18 protein-coding genes and 1 riboswitch are annotated in these 16,345 nt (G+C 34.0%); of the genes, 11 read left to right on the forward strand and 7 right to left on the reverse strand.

Going from position 1 to position 16,345, the window contains the following annotated elements:
• Window positions 1–80: 80 nt before the first annotated feature.
• From BLR30_RS15135 to BLR30_RS15145, 3 genes are all read left to right on the forward strand, one after another.
• Window positions 81–743, forward strand: coding sequence for an ATP-binding cassette domain-containing protein (locus tag BLR30_RS15135; protein WP_089860761.1), 663 nt, complete (start codon window positions 81–83; stop codon window positions 741–743).
• A gap of 30 nt (window positions 744–773) precedes the next feature.
• Entirely contained in the window at window positions 774–1,574 is an 801-nt protein-coding gene (locus BLR30_RS15140; protein ID WP_089860763.1) for a hypothetical protein, read from the forward strand.
• A gap of 62 nt (window positions 1,575–1,636) precedes the next feature.
• Window positions 1,637–1,816: riboswitch (cobalamin riboswitch) on the forward strand.
• A 111-nt stretch (window positions 1,817–1,927) separates the two neighbouring features.
• Window positions 1,928–2,311, forward strand: a complete 384-nt coding sequence (locus BLR30_RS15145; protein ID WP_089860765.1) for an acyl-CoA thioesterase — start codon at window positions 1,928–1,930, stop codon at window positions 2,309–2,311.
• 197 nt (window positions 2,312–2,508) lie between these two features.
• On the opposite strand, the gene BLR30_RS15150 is transcribed toward BLR30_RS15145, so the two are convergent.
• Window positions 2,509–3,099: an HD domain-containing protein gene (locus tag BLR30_RS15150; protein WP_089860767.1), complete on the reverse strand. Its 591-nt coding sequence runs from the start codon at window positions 3,097–3,099 to the stop codon at window positions 2,509–2,511.
• 2 nt (window positions 3,100–3,101) lie between these two features.
• Complete coding sequence (locus BLR30_RS15155; protein ID WP_089860769.1) at window positions 3,102–3,791, reverse strand: XAC2610-related protein; 690 nt, start codon at window positions 3,789–3,791, stop codon at window positions 3,102–3,104.
• A 331-nt stretch (window positions 3,792–4,122) separates the two neighbouring features.
• On the opposite strand from BLR30_RS15155, the gene BLR30_RS15160 reads away from it, so the two are divergent.
• The 8 genes from BLR30_RS15160 to BLR30_RS15195 all read left to right on the forward strand — a co-directional run bounded on the left by BLR30_RS15160 (window position 4,123) and on the right by BLR30_RS15195 (window position 11,754).
• On the forward strand, window positions 4,123–4,452 hold the full coding sequence (locus tag BLR30_RS15160; protein WP_089860771.1) for a PadR family transcriptional regulator: 330 nt from the start codon (window positions 4,123–4,125) through the stop codon (window positions 4,450–4,452).
• Window positions 4,453–4,464: 12 nt separating this feature from the next.
• Complete coding sequence (locus BLR30_RS15165) at window positions 4,465–6,186, forward strand: PspC domain-containing protein (protein ID WP_089860773.1); 1,722 nt, start codon at window positions 4,465–4,467, stop codon at window positions 6,184–6,186.
• A gap of 315 nt (window positions 6,187–6,501) precedes the next feature.
• The gene (locus BLR30_RS15170; protein ID WP_089860774.1) at window positions 6,502–7,098 is read left to right on the forward strand and encodes a 1-acyl-sn-glycerol-3-phosphate acyltransferase; all 597 of its coding nucleotides are present in this window, start codon (window positions 6,502–6,504) and stop codon (window positions 7,096–7,098) included.
• 50 nt (window positions 7,099–7,148) lie between these two features.
• Window positions 7,149–7,577, forward strand: a complete 429-nt coding sequence (locus BLR30_RS15175) for a PaaI family thioesterase (protein ID WP_089860858.1) — start codon at window positions 7,149–7,151, stop codon at window positions 7,575–7,577.
• Window positions 7,578–7,675: 98 nt separating this feature from the next.
• Window positions 7,676–8,737, forward strand: a complete 1,062-nt coding sequence (locus BLR30_RS15180; RefSeq protein ID WP_139164642.1) for a hypothetical protein — start codon at window positions 7,676–7,678, stop codon at window positions 8,735–8,737.
• Between the two features lie 5 nt (window positions 8,738–8,742).
• Window positions 8,743–9,858, forward strand: a complete 1,116-nt coding sequence (locus tag BLR30_RS15185; RefSeq protein ID WP_089860778.1) for an RNA polymerase sigma factor — start codon at window positions 8,743–8,745, stop codon at window positions 9,856–9,858.
• Between the two features lie 12 nt (window positions 9,859–9,870).
• Window positions 9,871–10,764 carry a hypothetical protein gene (locus BLR30_RS15190; protein WP_089860780.1) on the forward strand — a complete coding sequence of 298 codons (894 nt, stop codon included), beginning with the start codon at window positions 9,871–9,873 and terminating at the stop codon, window positions 10,762–10,764.
• An 18-nt stretch (window positions 10,765–10,782) separates the two neighbouring features.
• Window positions 10,783–11,754 carry a chorismate-binding protein gene (locus BLR30_RS15195; RefSeq protein WP_089860781.1) on the forward strand — a complete coding sequence of 324 codons (972 nt, stop codon included), beginning with the start codon at window positions 10,783–10,785 and terminating at the stop codon, window positions 11,752–11,754.
• Window positions 11,755–11,829: 75 nt separating this feature from the next.
• On the opposite strand, the gene BLR30_RS15200 is transcribed toward BLR30_RS15195, so the two are convergent.
• The 5 genes from BLR30_RS15200 to BLR30_RS15220 form a co-directional block, all read right to left on the reverse strand.
• A complete protein-coding gene (locus BLR30_RS15200; protein ID WP_089860783.1) occupies window positions 11,830–12,024 on the reverse strand; it encodes a hypothetical protein in 195 nt (64 codons plus the stop codon).
• A 5-nt stretch (window positions 12,025–12,029) separates the two neighbouring features.
• Window positions 12,030–12,632: a MarC family protein gene (locus BLR30_RS15205; protein ID WP_089860785.1), complete on the reverse strand. Its 603-nt coding sequence runs from the start codon at window positions 12,630–12,632 to the stop codon at window positions 12,030–12,032.
• Between the two features lie 44 nt (window positions 12,633–12,676).
• Window positions 12,677–14,419: a BatD family protein gene (locus BLR30_RS15210; protein ID WP_089860787.1), complete on the reverse strand. Its 1,743-nt coding sequence runs from the start codon at window positions 14,417–14,419 to the stop codon at window positions 12,677–12,679.
• Window positions 14,419–15,159: a tetratricopeptide repeat protein gene (locus tag BLR30_RS15215; RefSeq protein WP_089860789.1), complete on the reverse strand. Its 741-nt coding sequence runs from the start codon at window positions 15,157–15,159 to the stop codon at window positions 14,419–14,421. Before BLR30_RS15215 ends, BLR30_RS15210 begins: the two co-directional genes overlap by 1 nt.
• Window positions 15,160–15,360: 201 nt before the next feature.
• Window positions 15,361–16,047, reverse strand: a complete 687-nt coding sequence (locus BLR30_RS15220) for a hypothetical protein (protein ID WP_089860791.1) — start codon at window positions 16,045–16,047, stop codon at window positions 15,361–15,363.
• Window positions 16,048–16,345: the final 298 nt, after the last annotated feature.

A 16,345-nucleotide genomic window follows, 5' to 3' on the forward strand; every position in this document is an offset into this window, starting at 1 on the left:
AATTTTGGTTTTTCAAGGGTATTTCTTTGGGTCACAACTATTTCATTAAGCATTTTCGTAAACATTCTTACAAAGTTTTTATGAGTATACTACATATTGACAGTGTGACAAAGTCTTTTGCTGATAAAAAAATTTTAAGGGACGTCTATATCGGCTGTAAAACAGGACAAATTATTGGGTTATTGGGCAGAAACGGAACAGGAAAATCAACTTTGCTGAAGATTATTTCCGGAACATTAAAGGGCGATACAGAATTCATTAGGGTTGACGATAAAATTCTGCAAAACCAATTCGACAGAAAAAGAAGAATCGCTTATTTGCCTCAATGTTTTTTTCTTCCTAAGGATGTGAAGATTAAAAATCTGATCCCACTTTTTTGTGATAAGAAAAATTCCGAAAAGCTTTTTGAGTCAGACCTTATCAAGCCTTTTCTGATTGAAACTTGCAGAAATCTTTCTGGTGGGGAAAGAAAAATTGTTGAAGCTTTGTTAATTATTCATTCCTATTCAAAGTTTATTTTGCTGGATGAGCCTTTTAACGGGCTTTCTCCCAAACTCATAACCGAAATGCAAAAAATCATCAAAGAGCAGTCTAAACAAAAAGGCTTTATTATTTCGGATCATCAATATATGGAAGTTTCGGATATTTCAGATGAAATTTATTTTCTTTCCAATGCACATTTAAAGCAAATTAAAGATTTAAGAGAATTGCAACAACATTATTATCTTCCGAAAAATATTTAATTAATATATTTGAACTGTCAAAAAAATTTCATGATGATTTCCGTAAAAAAAACGTTTTATTTATCAGTATTCAGTTTTCTTTTTATGGCTTTTGCCAAAGGACAGAATAAAGTTCCTTTCGGTGTTGTAAAAGCTGAGGATGGATACGCCATGGTGCGTGTGCATAAAGATGACTACCGAAAAATTATTGATAAAATCCGTATGAAAGCGGGCGATGTTTTTATTTACGTAAAGCCTGCTCCCGGCGAAACGGAATGGATCTGGATTAAATATCCTGAAAAAGATGACACTGATAAACCTTTCGTAAGATACGACAGCATCACCAAAGAAGGAATGGTGAATAAAGATCGAGTAGTTTTCGTAGATAAATTGCCGCAGTTTACGCCTTCAAAGTCGAAAAACGGAAGATCCCTGATTTTCACTGACAATACCAACCCTAAAATTCCGGGAAATCAAAGAACGAAAGTCATCATTGACGTGTACCCTTCTTACGCAAAACTTAAGAAACAAGAAAAAGATGCTGACGGAAATATCATTAAAGTTGATAAAGTAAAAGCCTGGGGTGTCGGCAAAGAAATCCCTGAAGGAATGACAGAAATAAAATCGGTAAGAGTTCAGCAGCCCGGAAGAGGTTCTGTCTTTGTAAGGGATGCTATCAAAAATATGTTTCAGCCGACGATGGATTTCAATAATGTCGGTGTAACGGCAATCGATAACGATCATATTTTTCTTTATATGATTAACGGTTCCGGTGAAAACAGATATACCACGATCTGGACGATCAAACAGGGAAAAGTTCAAAGCCAGATCATCTATAAAAACCCAGAATAATTCACCAATAATCATTACTTTTGCTGCCGGAAAGATTTTGCTTTGGCGCATTGCCTTATGCTCAAGCTTTCCAGGAAATTGGTTTTGCTTAACCGCAGATTAAAAGGGAATCGTGTGAAAATCTCGAACTGTCGCGCAACTGTAAGTAACTGAAGTCTTTATTAAAAATCCACTGTGCCATGTCATGGGAAGGAAATAAAGATGTTACGAGTCAGGAGACCTGCCTTTTTCTTCAATACAAAAAACTTTCGCGATTTGAAGTTTGTTGATCTGATAGATTTTCAGAGATTTACGTCTCTGTTATTTTCTGTTGTTCTAAAACATTTCATTTCGCTTTAATTTAATAATGAAATATGACTACAGAAGAAAGAATTGCAGCATCGGAAACCAGAATCTTTAAAGCCGTTTTCCCCAATACTACCAACCATTACGATACACTTTTCGGAGGTACCGCCATGCAACTGATGGATGAGGTTGCTTTTATTGCCGCCACAAGATTTGCAAGAAAACGCGTTGTAACCGTAAGCAGCGATAAGATAGATTTTAAAAGATCCATCCCTGCCGGAACGATTGTGGAACTGATTGGAAAGGTCGTTCATGTTGGAAATACAAGTATGAAAGTAAACGTAGAAATCTATACTGAACAAATGTATTCGTATGAAAGGGAAAGAGCGATCGTGGGAGATTTCACTTTTGTAGCGATTGATGAATTTAAGAAACCAATTCAGATACTATAAAGAGGTTTCGGCGGCCTTTGGCCGCCGAAACTAATATTTTTATATCTTCCACTAATTGCAAGGATTTCCACAGTTGATTTTATAGATTTCCTATTTTTTCTTTAAAGATCAAAAGCAATCTGTGAAATGTGCGGTCATTTTATTTTAGTATAGAGAATTCTACCAAAAAATAAAGCTTAAATCAATCTGATTAAAATTTACTTCAACACCTTTTCAGTCTCCAGATTTTTAACAAGTAGAAGTTGAAAAGCCTCTCCCATTTCATCCGAAGCTCTTACAATAGCATTTTCCAGCATATTTCTGATTTGTTTTTCTGTAACTCCGGCTTCCGTCCAGCTTTTTCCTGAAGTATGAGAATTTAAAATAAAAGGCATGATACGATCAATAGCGCAGGCAAAAATAGCATCTGGCGTTTGTTCTTCCTCAAATTCCAGCCAGAGATTAAAAAATTCAGATCTTAAAGGTTCATCTAAAATCCCAAATATCTTTTGAGCAGAAACTTTTTCTCTTTCAAATTTTCCAACCATTGCGGCTTCATCAAATAAAAAGGTGTCTCCCGCTTCGATTTCTACCAGATCATGAATCGAAAGAATTCTGATCACTCTCAGCAAATCAATATCTGCTCTGTTTTTAGCATACGGAAAAAGGATCTGGGCAAGAATGATAATCTGCCAAGAATGTTCCGCAGTATTCTCCCTTCTGGAATCATCAGCATTAAAGTTTCTTCTCTGTACATTTTTCAGGGCATCTACGGCCAGAATAAAATCGATTTCTTTTTGAATCTTCATTACTAATTTTCTTTATAATATTCGTTGATTGGATACGTTTTTACATTCGTAATCCATTTATCATTAATAAATTCTCTCTTTGTAACCTTTACTTTTTCACCGCCGGTTGCATCTTCTTCGAGTTCATATACTTTAAATAAACCTCTTTGCGGAAGCACAGAATATTCCGTGGTGAGATGCCAGCAACATCCTGATTTTGAATAGGTAATCAATCTTTTTCGCTCAGAATCCGTATTAAACATCCCTAAATTATCATGAGCCAAGCCCGTTAATTCCTCACTTAAAACAAACTGTTTTTTAGTAATATTAAATACGTAAACATCGTAAGAAGGACCTCCGTAGCCACTTTCATTTCCATTTCTGATGGCGAGATCTTCCGTTCCGTCGAAATTAAAATCATCAAATATCAACGGACTTTGTTCATTATATAACTGGATGATATTGACTGTCGGCTTTTGGTTTTCATTCAAATAAAAATTCAGATCATCCGATTTAAGCGTTTGAAACAATTTTGATGTTTTCTTGTCATACAAATCTATTGTTGCCTTTCCCTGACACTCTTCTTTATCACAAGTTTCAACATTTATTTTTACTTCATATTTGTCTGAGCCGTCATTGATCTGAAATTGATGCTGAGCCGAAATATAAATTCCCGAAAGCAGAAATAATGATAAAAATTTTGAATATATCATATGTGTTATTTTTAGCTTTTAAATTTAATACAAAAGTAAAGGTTTTAGGTTAATACTTCTCATTATATCTTGTTTACCAAAAATAAAATCGAATGAATTTTCAAGAAATATGTCTTTATTTAAGTCAGGACTAAAAATAAAAATCATGAGTATTAAAAATAATTAAACTGATTATCAATTACTTAAACAAATTAACGAAATATTTTCACTACTTTGTATTGCATAATACCATTTTAATTACATATCTTTGTAATGTAAAATCGAAATAGGTTCATCTAGCTAGGTTCCGGATTTCGAAATTAATATAACTAATTAACAAAACTTATTAAAGATGAATACTGAAAATACCAAAGCGCAAATGCGAAAAGGGATTCTGGAATTCTGTATTTTAAGTCTCATCAATCATCGTGAAATGTATGTTTCCGATTTAATCGATGAACTGAAAAAAGGAAAACTGGATGTAGTGGAAGGAACACTCTACCCTCTTTTAACAAGATTAAAAAACGGCGAGTTTCTTTCGTACCGATGGGAAGAATCTACAGGAGGACCTCCCAGAAAGTACTACCAGATCACTGAAAAAGGTAAACTGTTTTTAGACGAACTTCAGAATACCTGGAACGAATTAACAAATTCAGTCAACCAAATCACTCAAAAATCTTAAAAAAACAAAGCTATGAACAAAACACTCTCAATAGGACTCGCAGGTTTTTCTTTCACCATAGAAGAACATGCATATATAAAGCTAAGCGATTATCTGAATGCACTGAGAAGCTCTCTGGATGCTTCTGAAGCAGACGAGGTAATGCACGATATAGAAATCAGAATGGTAGAAATCTTTAAAGATTCTATGGCAAAACGTGAAGTAATCAACGATTCTGATGTAGAACGAGTAATTGCACAGATCGGAAGCCCTGAAAAAATAGAAGAACAGGAAGAAGCTTATTACTCTGAAAAAAATACAAAAAAAGCAGGAAGTACAGGAACAGGATATTCTGATAAAAAGCAATTGTTCCGCGATCCTGAAAGACAGAAAATCGCAGGAGTTTGTGCTGGTCTTGCTCATTACGTAGGTATAGACATCACGGCAATGAGAGCCATCTGGCTGGGAATCTTCATCTTAGGTATTTTCACGGCAGCCATCTCATCAACTTTGGTTTTATTACTTTATATAATTCTTTGGGCAGTATTGCCAAAAGCTGAAACAGCTGCAGATTTCCTGAAAATGAAGGGAAAGCCTATGAACTTCGACAATCTTAAGAATGAGTCTAACAAATTGGTACAGTTTGCCAACGAATCTACTCAGAGGGTCGGAGAAATCTATATCGAAAACAAGCCTTACATCAACAACGCAGGAAGCGGATTGTGGAATGTTGTACGATATATTTTAGGAGGAATCTTCGCATTTATGTCTTTATCCTGCCTGATCGGTGTATTCGTAGTATTCGGTTTCATGGGAGCAGACAGCGACTTCCCTCCTGTAAGTGAAATGAATTTCTATTTCGATAACGACAATATGAAATACGTTATCATGGCACTAATCACTTTAGGAAGCTTACTGCCTGCTATGTTATTCGGATTACTAAGTATTAAATTAATTTCACCTAAGACAAAATTAAGAAACACAGGTTGGGTAATCGGAGCGTTATTCCTTGCATTAATCTCTTTAGGTGCTTATTTCGGATTCAGTATGGCTAAAAAAGAAATGTTCCTGAAAGGGCATAAAGAAGATACTGAAGAAGTTTCTATCGACACCAATTCAGACAGTATTTATGTTGATTACAAACAGGTTACTATTCCTCAGAACTTCAAAGGATATGATGATGATATTTATTCAGACAAAATCTCAGTGTATGAAAAAGACTGGATTCACGTTGACGTAACAAGAAAAGCAGATATAAAAACGCCTTATCTTATCATTAAAAAAGAAGCTAAGGGATATAATCTCCCGCTGAATGTAAGCGTTCCGGTAGAAGTAATTAACAATAAGATTATTCTTCCGAATTACATTAAATATCCTTACGAGCACAGATTCAGAGATTACAACATCGATTATGAACTGGTGCTTCCTTTGAAAACGGTAGTTATTCCTGCCAAAAAAGACGGAATCAACTTCAATGGGGATCTCAATGCAGACGGCGTTGATGACAACGATCAGGAAAGAGACGAAGACGGGAACATCATAATCGGAAAAAATAAAATCACGGTAAATGGTTCTACAATAGAATATAATTCTGACGACGAAGACAGCATTATTGTAAATGGTAAAAAAGTGCCCAGCAACCAGGCAGATCAAGTAATTGATTCTATGAAACACAGCATCAAAAAGATGAAAGGAGCCAATATCAACTTCAAGGTAGACGAAGGTAAAAACGAAATTTCCATACAAACTAAATAACTAAACTGCAGAGAGTGGCAGAAGGTGTGAATGGATGACACAACCGTTTGAAATTCACATCCTTCTTCTCTCACTGATCGGTAAAAAAATTGAAAATTTAGTTCGCCATGTCAATAAAAAACTATACATTTGTATAATAATATATAACCAAGAACACCCAAAAAATATTAAATTATCATGATACAGCTAGCATTAGAAATTGTAATGAAAATCGTAGATTTAATCAGCGGTTTATTTTAAGAGCGATAATATTTCAATATATTTGTAAAAGTATAACCACTTTGGTTATACTTTTTTGTTTTTAATTTAGATAACATGAGAAAGCTTTTAGGCAAAATATTATTAAAATTAATGGGCTGGAAAGTCGTTTTACAAGGCGATGTAAACAGCCTGAACCGATGTATTCTGGTTGTGGCACCACACACCCATAATATGGAATATATTTTAGGAAATCTTGCCTACTGGTCTTTGGAAAAGCCTTTAAAAGTCATTATTAAAGATGCTCATACCAAATCCTGGTACGGCGGACTGGTAAAAGGTCTTGGCGGTATCGGAATCGACAGAAGCCAAAAAAATGACCTGGTAAATTTTGTAGCCAAACAATTTGCAAAAGATGATTTCAGTCTCGTTATCACACCTGAAGGCACAAGAAGCTGGGTTCCGAAATGGAGAAAAGGCTTTTATCATATGGCTTTAGCGGCAAAAGTCCCAATAGTTCTGGCAGCAGGAGATTTTAAAAGAAAAATAATTTACCTTGGTTATACGATTCCTTATGAGAGAATTGAAACGGCAACCTTTGCTGAAATCATGACTGAGATTCAGGAATATTACATCAAAAATGATATCGTACCGAAAGTTCCTGAGAACTGGAATCCTAATATTATGGGGAATGATTCTGAGGTAAAAGGTTAAGGTTAAGGTTAACAAAATTACTTATCAATTATCACTTATAAAATATGTATATTAAAGATAAAACGAAGGAAGAAATATTAGAATTCATCAACAATTGGGGTGAAGAGACCTTTGCAAAAACGTTAGAGATAAAATTTATTGATATTGACGTTGAAAATGAGACGCTGACGGCGACAATGCCCGTTTTACCAAGAATTCATCAGCCTTTCGGTATCATGCATGGCGGAGCAAGCTGTGTTCTTGCAGAGACTATGGGTTCAAGCCTGTCGAATATATTTATTGATGGTGAAAAATATTTTGGTGTCGGAACCAATATTAACACCAATCATTTAAGAAGCAAAAAAGACGGACTCGTAACTGCAGTGGCAAGATTTATCAGAAAAGGCAAAACAATGCATGTTTCAGAAATTGAGATCAGGGATGAAAAAGAACAGCTAATCAGCCATACTACCATGACCAATACGATTATCAAACGATAAATACAGAAGCTCAAAAAAAATTTGAGCTTTTTTTATTTTTTACTGCAACCTTTTCAGAATAGTGCATCTTAGTAATAGAAACTTAAAAACAATTTTCTATGAAAAAACTACTTTTACCCTTTTTTGTATCTGTTTTATCAATGCTGAATTCATGCAGTACTACAACCGAAGTTAATGATGAAACAGTAGATACAATTGCGCAATCTTACGATGTTTATATTGCAGGAAGAGAAAACAGCAAAGCCTGCTATTGGAAAAACAATGTAAAAATCGACCTTACCGGAGGAGACAATTTATCACCTTTGGAAATCAAGGTGGAGAACAGTAATATTTATGTAACAGGAAGTATCGGAATAACACCCACTTCATTTAAATCGATACATTATTTCTGGAAAAATAATATTAAAAACGAAATTAAACAGTATCTGGGAATTCCTTCCACGGCACAGAATGATATTACTGCGTTTGCCGTTAATAACGGAGACATTTATTTTGCAGGGTATGTTGAAAATCTAATTCCAGCCAGCCCCAGTCAGAGATATGAGCTTTGTTACTGGAAAAATGGCGTAAAGACAATACTTCATCAAAGTCAATACATCGATTCCGCTGAAGGTGTTTTCATCAATGGCTCAGACGTTTATGTGTCGGCTCTTGTTGTTGACAACAATCAGAATGTTGATAGAGGTTATTTTAAAAATACGACTTTCAATTCCTTGGGAAATCCCAATTATGTATTCAATTTTACTAAAAACAATAGTGGGTTACACCTTCTCTTTCAGAAGAATAATAAATATTATTCTAAAAATATTACAGCAAATACAGAAACACTGATCGGAAATTACTCTATAAGCTTACCTTTCTATGGAAAAATTACTTCCGATCCTCAAACCAATGATCTTTACACAACTTACTATAATCAGGGAAATGAGTATTTCAAAAATAATAACATTATCAATACAGGTTTTTCATCTTTAACTTCTATTCAGGATTTATTTGTTTTAAACAATAATGTATTTATGATAAAATACAGCACTCCAAATAATACGTATCTTGGTAAAGTATATGTCAACGGAGTTGAAGCACAAAGTATAAATGGCACACAAAACGGAACTGTAAACTATACATCAACATTCAATTCCATTTATGTTGTAGAAAACTAAAAACTATGTCTAAAATAAAACCGGACTGGAACAAAATTTATTCAGCCATATCCCCAAAACTTTTGGGGATTTGTCGCAGATATATAACGGATATTTATACTGCAGAAGATATTGTGCAGGACAGTTTCATTACGGCAATTCAGAAAAACCATCAGCTCAATGATGAGAAAGCATTGTTTGCATGGCTCAAAAAAATTGTCGTCAACAACGCTTTGCAGCATATTCGAAAACACAGCAAAGACGCATTCGTTACTACAGAACCATCAGAAATTCCAGATACCTATACAGAAATGGAACATCATCTTTTAGAGGACAAAAATGTCTTCATTTACGATTTCACTAATGAAGAACTGCTGTCGTCCATCGACAATCTTCCGCCCCATCATAAATCGGTATTTAATTTATATTTTATTGAAAATCATTCTCATGCGGAAATTTCCGGCTTATTGGGAATTACAGTCAATACCTCAAAATCTCATCTCCTGAGAGCAAAAAAATCGGTTCAGAATTATTTATTAAATAATTTTGTCAGTCAAAATACACCGAAAAATAAAATTGCACAGCTACTTGTTATTTTCGGACTTGGAGGATTGCTTTGGGCACAGACATTTCAAAGCAAATTTGCCGAATTTAAAATATCTCCTTCTAAAAAATTACAGGTTCCTTCCGGTATAAAACCCGGCAACATACTGATTTCAGCATCAAACAATACTTTAAAAAACAAAATAGTGATCGGGATTACTTTTCTTGTTATCATCATAACTTCATTATTTTTATTTAATTATCAAAATAGCTTATCCGTAAAAACATTTTCGACGACATCTTCCGGACAGATCAACAATCAGGAAAAAATAACCGGAGCAACTGTTACTAATTCAGAAGAAAAAGCATCTCAGGAAGTAAACACCCATTTACCTAATCAGGATGCCGAAAGAAAAGTTGCATCAAATGAAAATAAAAAACTCCCTGTAAATCAACAGCATTACGATGAAGAAAAAAGTATTGATACAAAAAAGAATCGTAAAAAAATAATGATGAAAGATTCTCTCAATGAAACCCCTCAAAAAGTCATTGTAGTGAAGAAAATCATCAAAAGAGACACGATATTTGTAGAAAGATAAACTTGTAAGACCATGATTTTAAGAAAGATATTTTTTCTTTTTTTTATATTATTTATAAGCTTTTCAAATGCGCAAAGGCGGAAAAAAGTAGATACAGTATATGTCTATGAAAATGTTGTTGTTTATGATACTGTTTATCTGATAAAGCCTATAAAATTAAAGCCTAACCCATTAATATTTCGTACACCGGAAGTAGAAGAAAAATTTTTCGTCCGGAATATTTACAACGAAGAACGTGAAAAACAGCGGGCAAAAAACAGAATCAGGAAACAAAAAATCAATACTTTGGAATACGGTATTGAAGCTGGAATTGGTTTAAAATATAGTGATTGGACTAAAGCAGTTTCAACAAATCGTGAGCAATTCGGGGAAAATCTGGGAATCTGGATTTCCAAAAATATATTTCCTCAAACAAGTTTATTGTTTTCCGCAAATATTTATCACTGGAATTCATCCTTAGACATCGACGCAAATAAAGAAGACAGCGTTCTTAACGGATTCTATTTTACTGAAGATCATCAACCGCTGCTTTTCCAAAAATTTAACAATAAACATTTCGACTACACATTCCAGCTCAAATTAATGTATGATTGGAAAAATCTGCGCCCATTTGCGGGAATTCTTGTTAATCAAAACACTTACAAAATGCAATTTCTGGTTCCTGAAAATAGTGTTCTGACCAAAATGGAGGATTTTAAAAGCAGCCAGACCTGTCTTGGATTTTCATTTGGGCTTCAGTATAAATTTTTCAGAAAATTCCTTTTATCCTTAGAATATCAACAATACAAAATGAAGAATGTTTCCTTAAAAAACAGCTCGTTTGATTTTGACATTTTTCAGACTAACAATACCTTTGTAGAAAGAAAAATCAACTTTGGAATTTCGTATAGCATTTCCGGAAGCTGATTTAAAAAGGTATTATAAATGATTTATTTTAAACTTCCATTCGACGAAAATCTCTATTCTACAGATCAGAATCCTGATGAAACACATATTGTTTTTTACCCTTTCGACGGATCAGAAAAAATAGAATGTAATGGAAAAATCATGAAAATAAATCATGAAAATTTAGATGATTCAATACTCACTACTTCTTTACCAGAAGATAACAATCATTTCATCCCTGAAACCCGAAATGAATATTTGACAAATTTAGAACAGGTTATTCATACAATCAATGAAAATCAGCTTCCAAAACTGGTGTATTCAAGAAGGAAAATATTTACAGACTTCCTTGAAATTGATCTTAAAAAAAGTTTTGAAAATCTTTGCAAATCATATCCAAATGCATTCAGATATATTTTTATTAATGAAAATAATGCATGGATGGGAGCGTTTTCCGAGGTTTTAGGTAAATTTAATAAGGATACACACGATTTTGAAACCATGAGCCTTGCAGGCACGCTTCCCGTATCTGAAAGCTGGTCTGAAAAAGAAATCGAAGAGCAAAAGCCTGTTACAGAATACATCCGAAACATTCTTAAAAATTATTCTGACCAATCAGAAGAGTCTGCAACGTACGATCACATTTCGGGAAATATTAAACACCTCAGAACCGATTTTAAAGCTAAAATAAAACCAGAGAATCTGTATAAAATCATTCAGCAGCTTCATCCTACACCGGCAGTCTGCGGCATTCCAAAGGATTTTTGTAAAGAGAAAATCCGCGAATTGGAAAAATTTCCGAGAGAGCTTTACGCAGGATATATTAAAATTGAAAATGAAGATAATATTTTTTATTTTGTAAATCTGCGTTGCTGCAAGCTTTACAGGGATTCAGTTCATCTTTTTGTAGGTGGCGGAATTACATCCCAAAGTAACCCTGAAAAAGAATGGACCGAAACGGAATTAAAATCCGAAGCTATTTTGAAAAATCTGGTGATAATCGATAAATAAAATTTCATGAATTTTTTAGAAATAAAAAACCTCTTCCCGGATAGAAAGAGGTTTGTATAGATATTGATTTTACTATTATTTTTTAACGCCGATCTTACTCCAGGTATTCATTACAAAAAGTAAAATGATACCAATAACAGCCGAAGCTGCTGAAAATACAAACTTCGAATTATCTTCTGACAACATATCAGATTGCCAGTCCAGTGCATAAATATTGATTGCAATAAATACAATAAACACTACCAAAAATACTTTATAAAACTTCTGCATGATTCTTAAAAATTAATATAAGCTTTTACCAATTGGGCAAAATTTGCGGTAAATAATTTAATTGAAATTGCCAACAGGATGATCCCGAAAACTTTCTGCAGGATTGCCAATGTAGCATCTCCTATTCTCTTCTCCAGCCAGTTTGCAGATTTCAGCACCAAATATACGAAAATTGTATTGAGAATAATCCCCAAAATGATATTAATATCGTGAAATTCAGCTTTTAGGGATAGAGTTGTAGTCAGCGTTCCTGCACCTGCCACCAGAGGAAATGCAATGGGAACAATAGATGCGGCTTTAGCCTCCGATGTTTTATTTATTTCAATTCCCAAAATCATTTCCAAAGCGATAATAAAGATTACAAACGCACCTGCAATCGCAAATGAATTGACATCTACTCCGATAAATTTCAGGATTTTATTTCCTACAAACAGGAAAACAAGCATAATCAGTCCTGCTGTGATCGTTGCTCTTTCGGCTTCGATCTTTCCGAATTTTTGCTGCAGGCTCACAATAATAGGAATTGATCCTATAATATCTATTACAGCAAAAAGAACCATAAAACAGGTTACGATTTCTTTTAAAGAAAAATCATTAAAAATTTCCATGCCTTTACAATTATTAATTTCGCAAAAATATGAAAATAAATTGATTATTTGCTAATCTGTGAATATAAATTGACAATAGAAGTTAAAAGCAAAGATATTGCTTCCTGAGATTTCACAGGCGCATATTTTTCAATCTGTACTTTTTGAACAAGACTCCTGTATTCTTCCGCTATTGCTAAACCTTTATGATTTTCAAGGAAATTTGCAAAATCTTCAGCAGAGCTTTTAAAATATTGGCCTCTAACCTCGTCATCCAGCTCATCATAGGTTTGAAAAAACTTTTGATAATCTTCTTTATCTTTAAGGTTTTCCAAATAACTGAAATAATCATTTACGTCAGTTTTCAGTGTTTCCCGGATTTCCTTTTCGGTTTCAGCTACGGAGCCGACAGGTGTTACAGGTTGGTCTTCTTTATTTGATCTACGCTTTTTCTGCCAGCCTTTAAATATAAGATAAGCTATAAAAAGTATAATTAAAATAGCAATATTCACAAAAAGTACATTCCAATGAAATCTGCTCTTTTCTTTCACCTTGAAAGATGTTGTCTTCAAAACCGGTGTATTGACAGTTTCCAGAAAAGTATTGGTATATTCATTTACTTTTTCCACAGCAGTTCGTGATTCCATAATCTGCTCGTGAGAAAACGCATTAACATTCAGTGATTTCTGACCAACATCTACATATTCTTTTTTCAAAGGATCAAAAAAAGAAAAATTTTCGGTTTTAATAGAAATTTCTCCTGCCTTTTTAGGAATTACGAGATAATTGGCCAAAATTTCACCTTTCATGCCTGATGTTTTCGCAACTACTTTAGAAGTGATCTTCGGCGCAAACACATCATAATCAGGTGATTCAACAATCTTTGGCAATTCCATGCTTTTAAGATTTCCTTCTCCGCTCACTTTTACAAGAACGTTGATCGGTTTTTTAACTTCAGCTTTTTCCTTGGATACGTTAGAAATACTTACTTTGAAATCACCAACAGCATTTTTAAAATGCTCGGGAGGGCCTTCGGGAAGTTTTTTAACATTGATTTTAACTTTATTCGAGATAATTTTATTTTTCCCCGCATAAGAATTCACTGATGCAGACACACCCGGAATTTCAACATAGCCCGCTTCATTAGGAAATATCATAAATATGGCCAGAACCTGAGAAGCCATATTTCCATAATCCGAAGGATCAATTTCTGATCTTGCAAAGCTCACCGGATAAACATCCAGATTGTTGTTGTGCGGAAGACGGATATTTTTTACCTTTCTCAGGTTATCCATATTTTTAGAATAAACCTTGAGAACCGCTATCGTTGGCTGATCCTGATAGACTTCACGATCCTCGATTTCCATGTTCAGATAAACATCTTTTGAGGAAGTGGCTGCCACCGCAGTTTTCTTATCTACATCCTTAATGAAAATCTCGAAAGGTTCGGTTTTATAAATTTTATTATCAATTGTTATCAGAAACGAACCTATTTTTACTTTTCCCTTTTGTTTAGCTTCTAAAGCCAGCCTTGTAACAGACTGATACATTACCGTATTTGTTTCAGGATCTATAAGGCCATTGTTTACAGAACCTGTTCCGATAAGGTTGAACTTTGAAAAATCGGGAAGCCTCAGTTTTGTCTGCTGATTGTTGTAATCGTTTCCTTCAATTTCAAGGACAATGGTAAGGTTAATGACTTCTTTAGAGGTGTAAGTAGTTTTATCCGGATAAGCAGAAAGGTTTACCTGTCCGTAAGATATTACGGATATAATTAGGAACAATATGTAGGTAAGTCTGCTCTGCATCACCAATCTTTCTCGTTGCTTTCAGGCATCGAATAAGAATTTTTGTTTAAAATTCTTCTGGCGGTTTCTTTCTCCTTATCGCTTACTTTATTGAGTATCTGATTTTCGAGTTCTTTAGGGATTCTGCCTTCATTATTAGGCTTCTGATCGGGTTCATTTCCCTGTCCCATACCTTGATTTTTCTGACCTTGCCCCCGATCCTGGTTTTGATCTTTAGGCCCTTTCTGATCATCATTTTTCTGCTGGTCTTTACCGCCTTCTCCTTTACCGGAGTTATTCTGCTGCTGTTTTTTCTGCTGATTTTCTTTCTCCTTCAGTTTGGCTATTTCATAATTTTTTCTTGTGGCTTCACTGTAGGGGTTCTGCTTCAGCGATTGTTTATAAAATTCTGCTGCCTTTTCCGGTTGTTTCGTCTGCATGTAAGCATTTCCCAAATTATGAAGCGCTGCCGCCTTATCGGAGATGGTCTGAGAAAATCGCTGAGCTTTTTCAAATTCAGCTTTTGCTTCTTCGTATTTTTTGCTTTTGTAAAGCGCGTTTCCCAAATTATAATGGGCTGCAAAATCTTTGTCGTTTGCCTTAATAGCTTCCATATACTTTACGGAAGCTCCATCATAATCTTTCCCGTTAAATTTCTCATTGCCTTCATATACAAGTGTACGGTAGCTTTCCTGCCCGGAAACAATTCCTGAACAGAAGAAAGCAATAATAAACGAGAAAAAAATAATTTTATTATTCATCCAATGCAAAATTATCCCTTTATATGTTAATAAACAGTGCCTTATTTGTTAAAATTGGGTTAAAGTCATTAGATAAAAGGATTTGTAAGTGAATATGTCCCTCAAAAGACTTCTATTAACGTTGCAAAATTTAATAAAATTTATATACCAAAGAGTCTCATATCCGAGACTCTTTGGTTTTACAACACTGATATTACTTATTTATTGGTCTTCGCTTTTTATATTTTTTCGGGCTTTAGCTTCAGTTCTTATCTTAGTCAATAATTTTGAAATTGTATAATCATCTTTTCGGATTGTTTTTTTGAATATTTTTTTACCCCTGTTGCTAATTTTGGAGATATAACTGTACGCATTTTCAAATAAAGCTGCATTAGCTTCTACCAATGCTTTTCTGGTACTTAGAATACTGATTTGCTCAGCATTCCATGCTTCCATTTGGGGAAGCAATGGCGGAAAATAGTCTAAAAATCCATCAGGCATATCTCCTTCTTCTAATTGGGATTGTTTAGATTGAAGATAAGGTAAAATATTTCTTAGATCCTTTATTGCACCTTCAATATTCCTTTTGGTAAGCTTAGTACGGATAGCAGATAGTGTTGCTGTTTCTAAACCTGAATCTTCTGAATAGTCTATCAAAAACAACAATTTTCTATTAATTTCATCTGCCAAATTATAAAGCTGTCTGGTTACTCCTTTTCTTTCTTCAGTTTTTGCTAATACCGATGCAGTTTCTCGTACTGCATTTATTGCATTTGCGAATTCTGCGATATAGGCAGCATCCATAGTTTTATAATACACTACAAACTCAGGCTGATCTCTCGTAAAACTAGCTATCAGGACATCACCTATTGCGGGATAATCTTCATAATTTAATGTTGCATTTGCCATATAATCAATTTTTAAGTTATTATTATTTGTTTTTTCTCTTTGTTTGTTTGAAAATTGAATTATCTTATTTGGAACTCTACATTATACTTTTGACTTATTACTTTAGCTTTTTATTATCTGTTTGAAGCCTTTGATTACCCACTATGCTTCTTTGTCTATTTACTTTATTTGTTTAAAAATCATCAAAAGGTTTTGGTTAAATGTAAGAAGTTTTGGTAAAAAGATAAATAGTTTTGTGAAATTTGGGTGTAGGCTTTGAAATTAAATATTTATAAGCAATCAAGATTTGTTTAAAACA

Source organism: Chryseobacterium taeanense, assembly GCF_900099685.1.
GTDB lineage: Bacteria > Bacteroidota > Bacteroidia > Flavobacteriales > Weeksellaceae > Chryseobacterium > Chryseobacterium taeanense.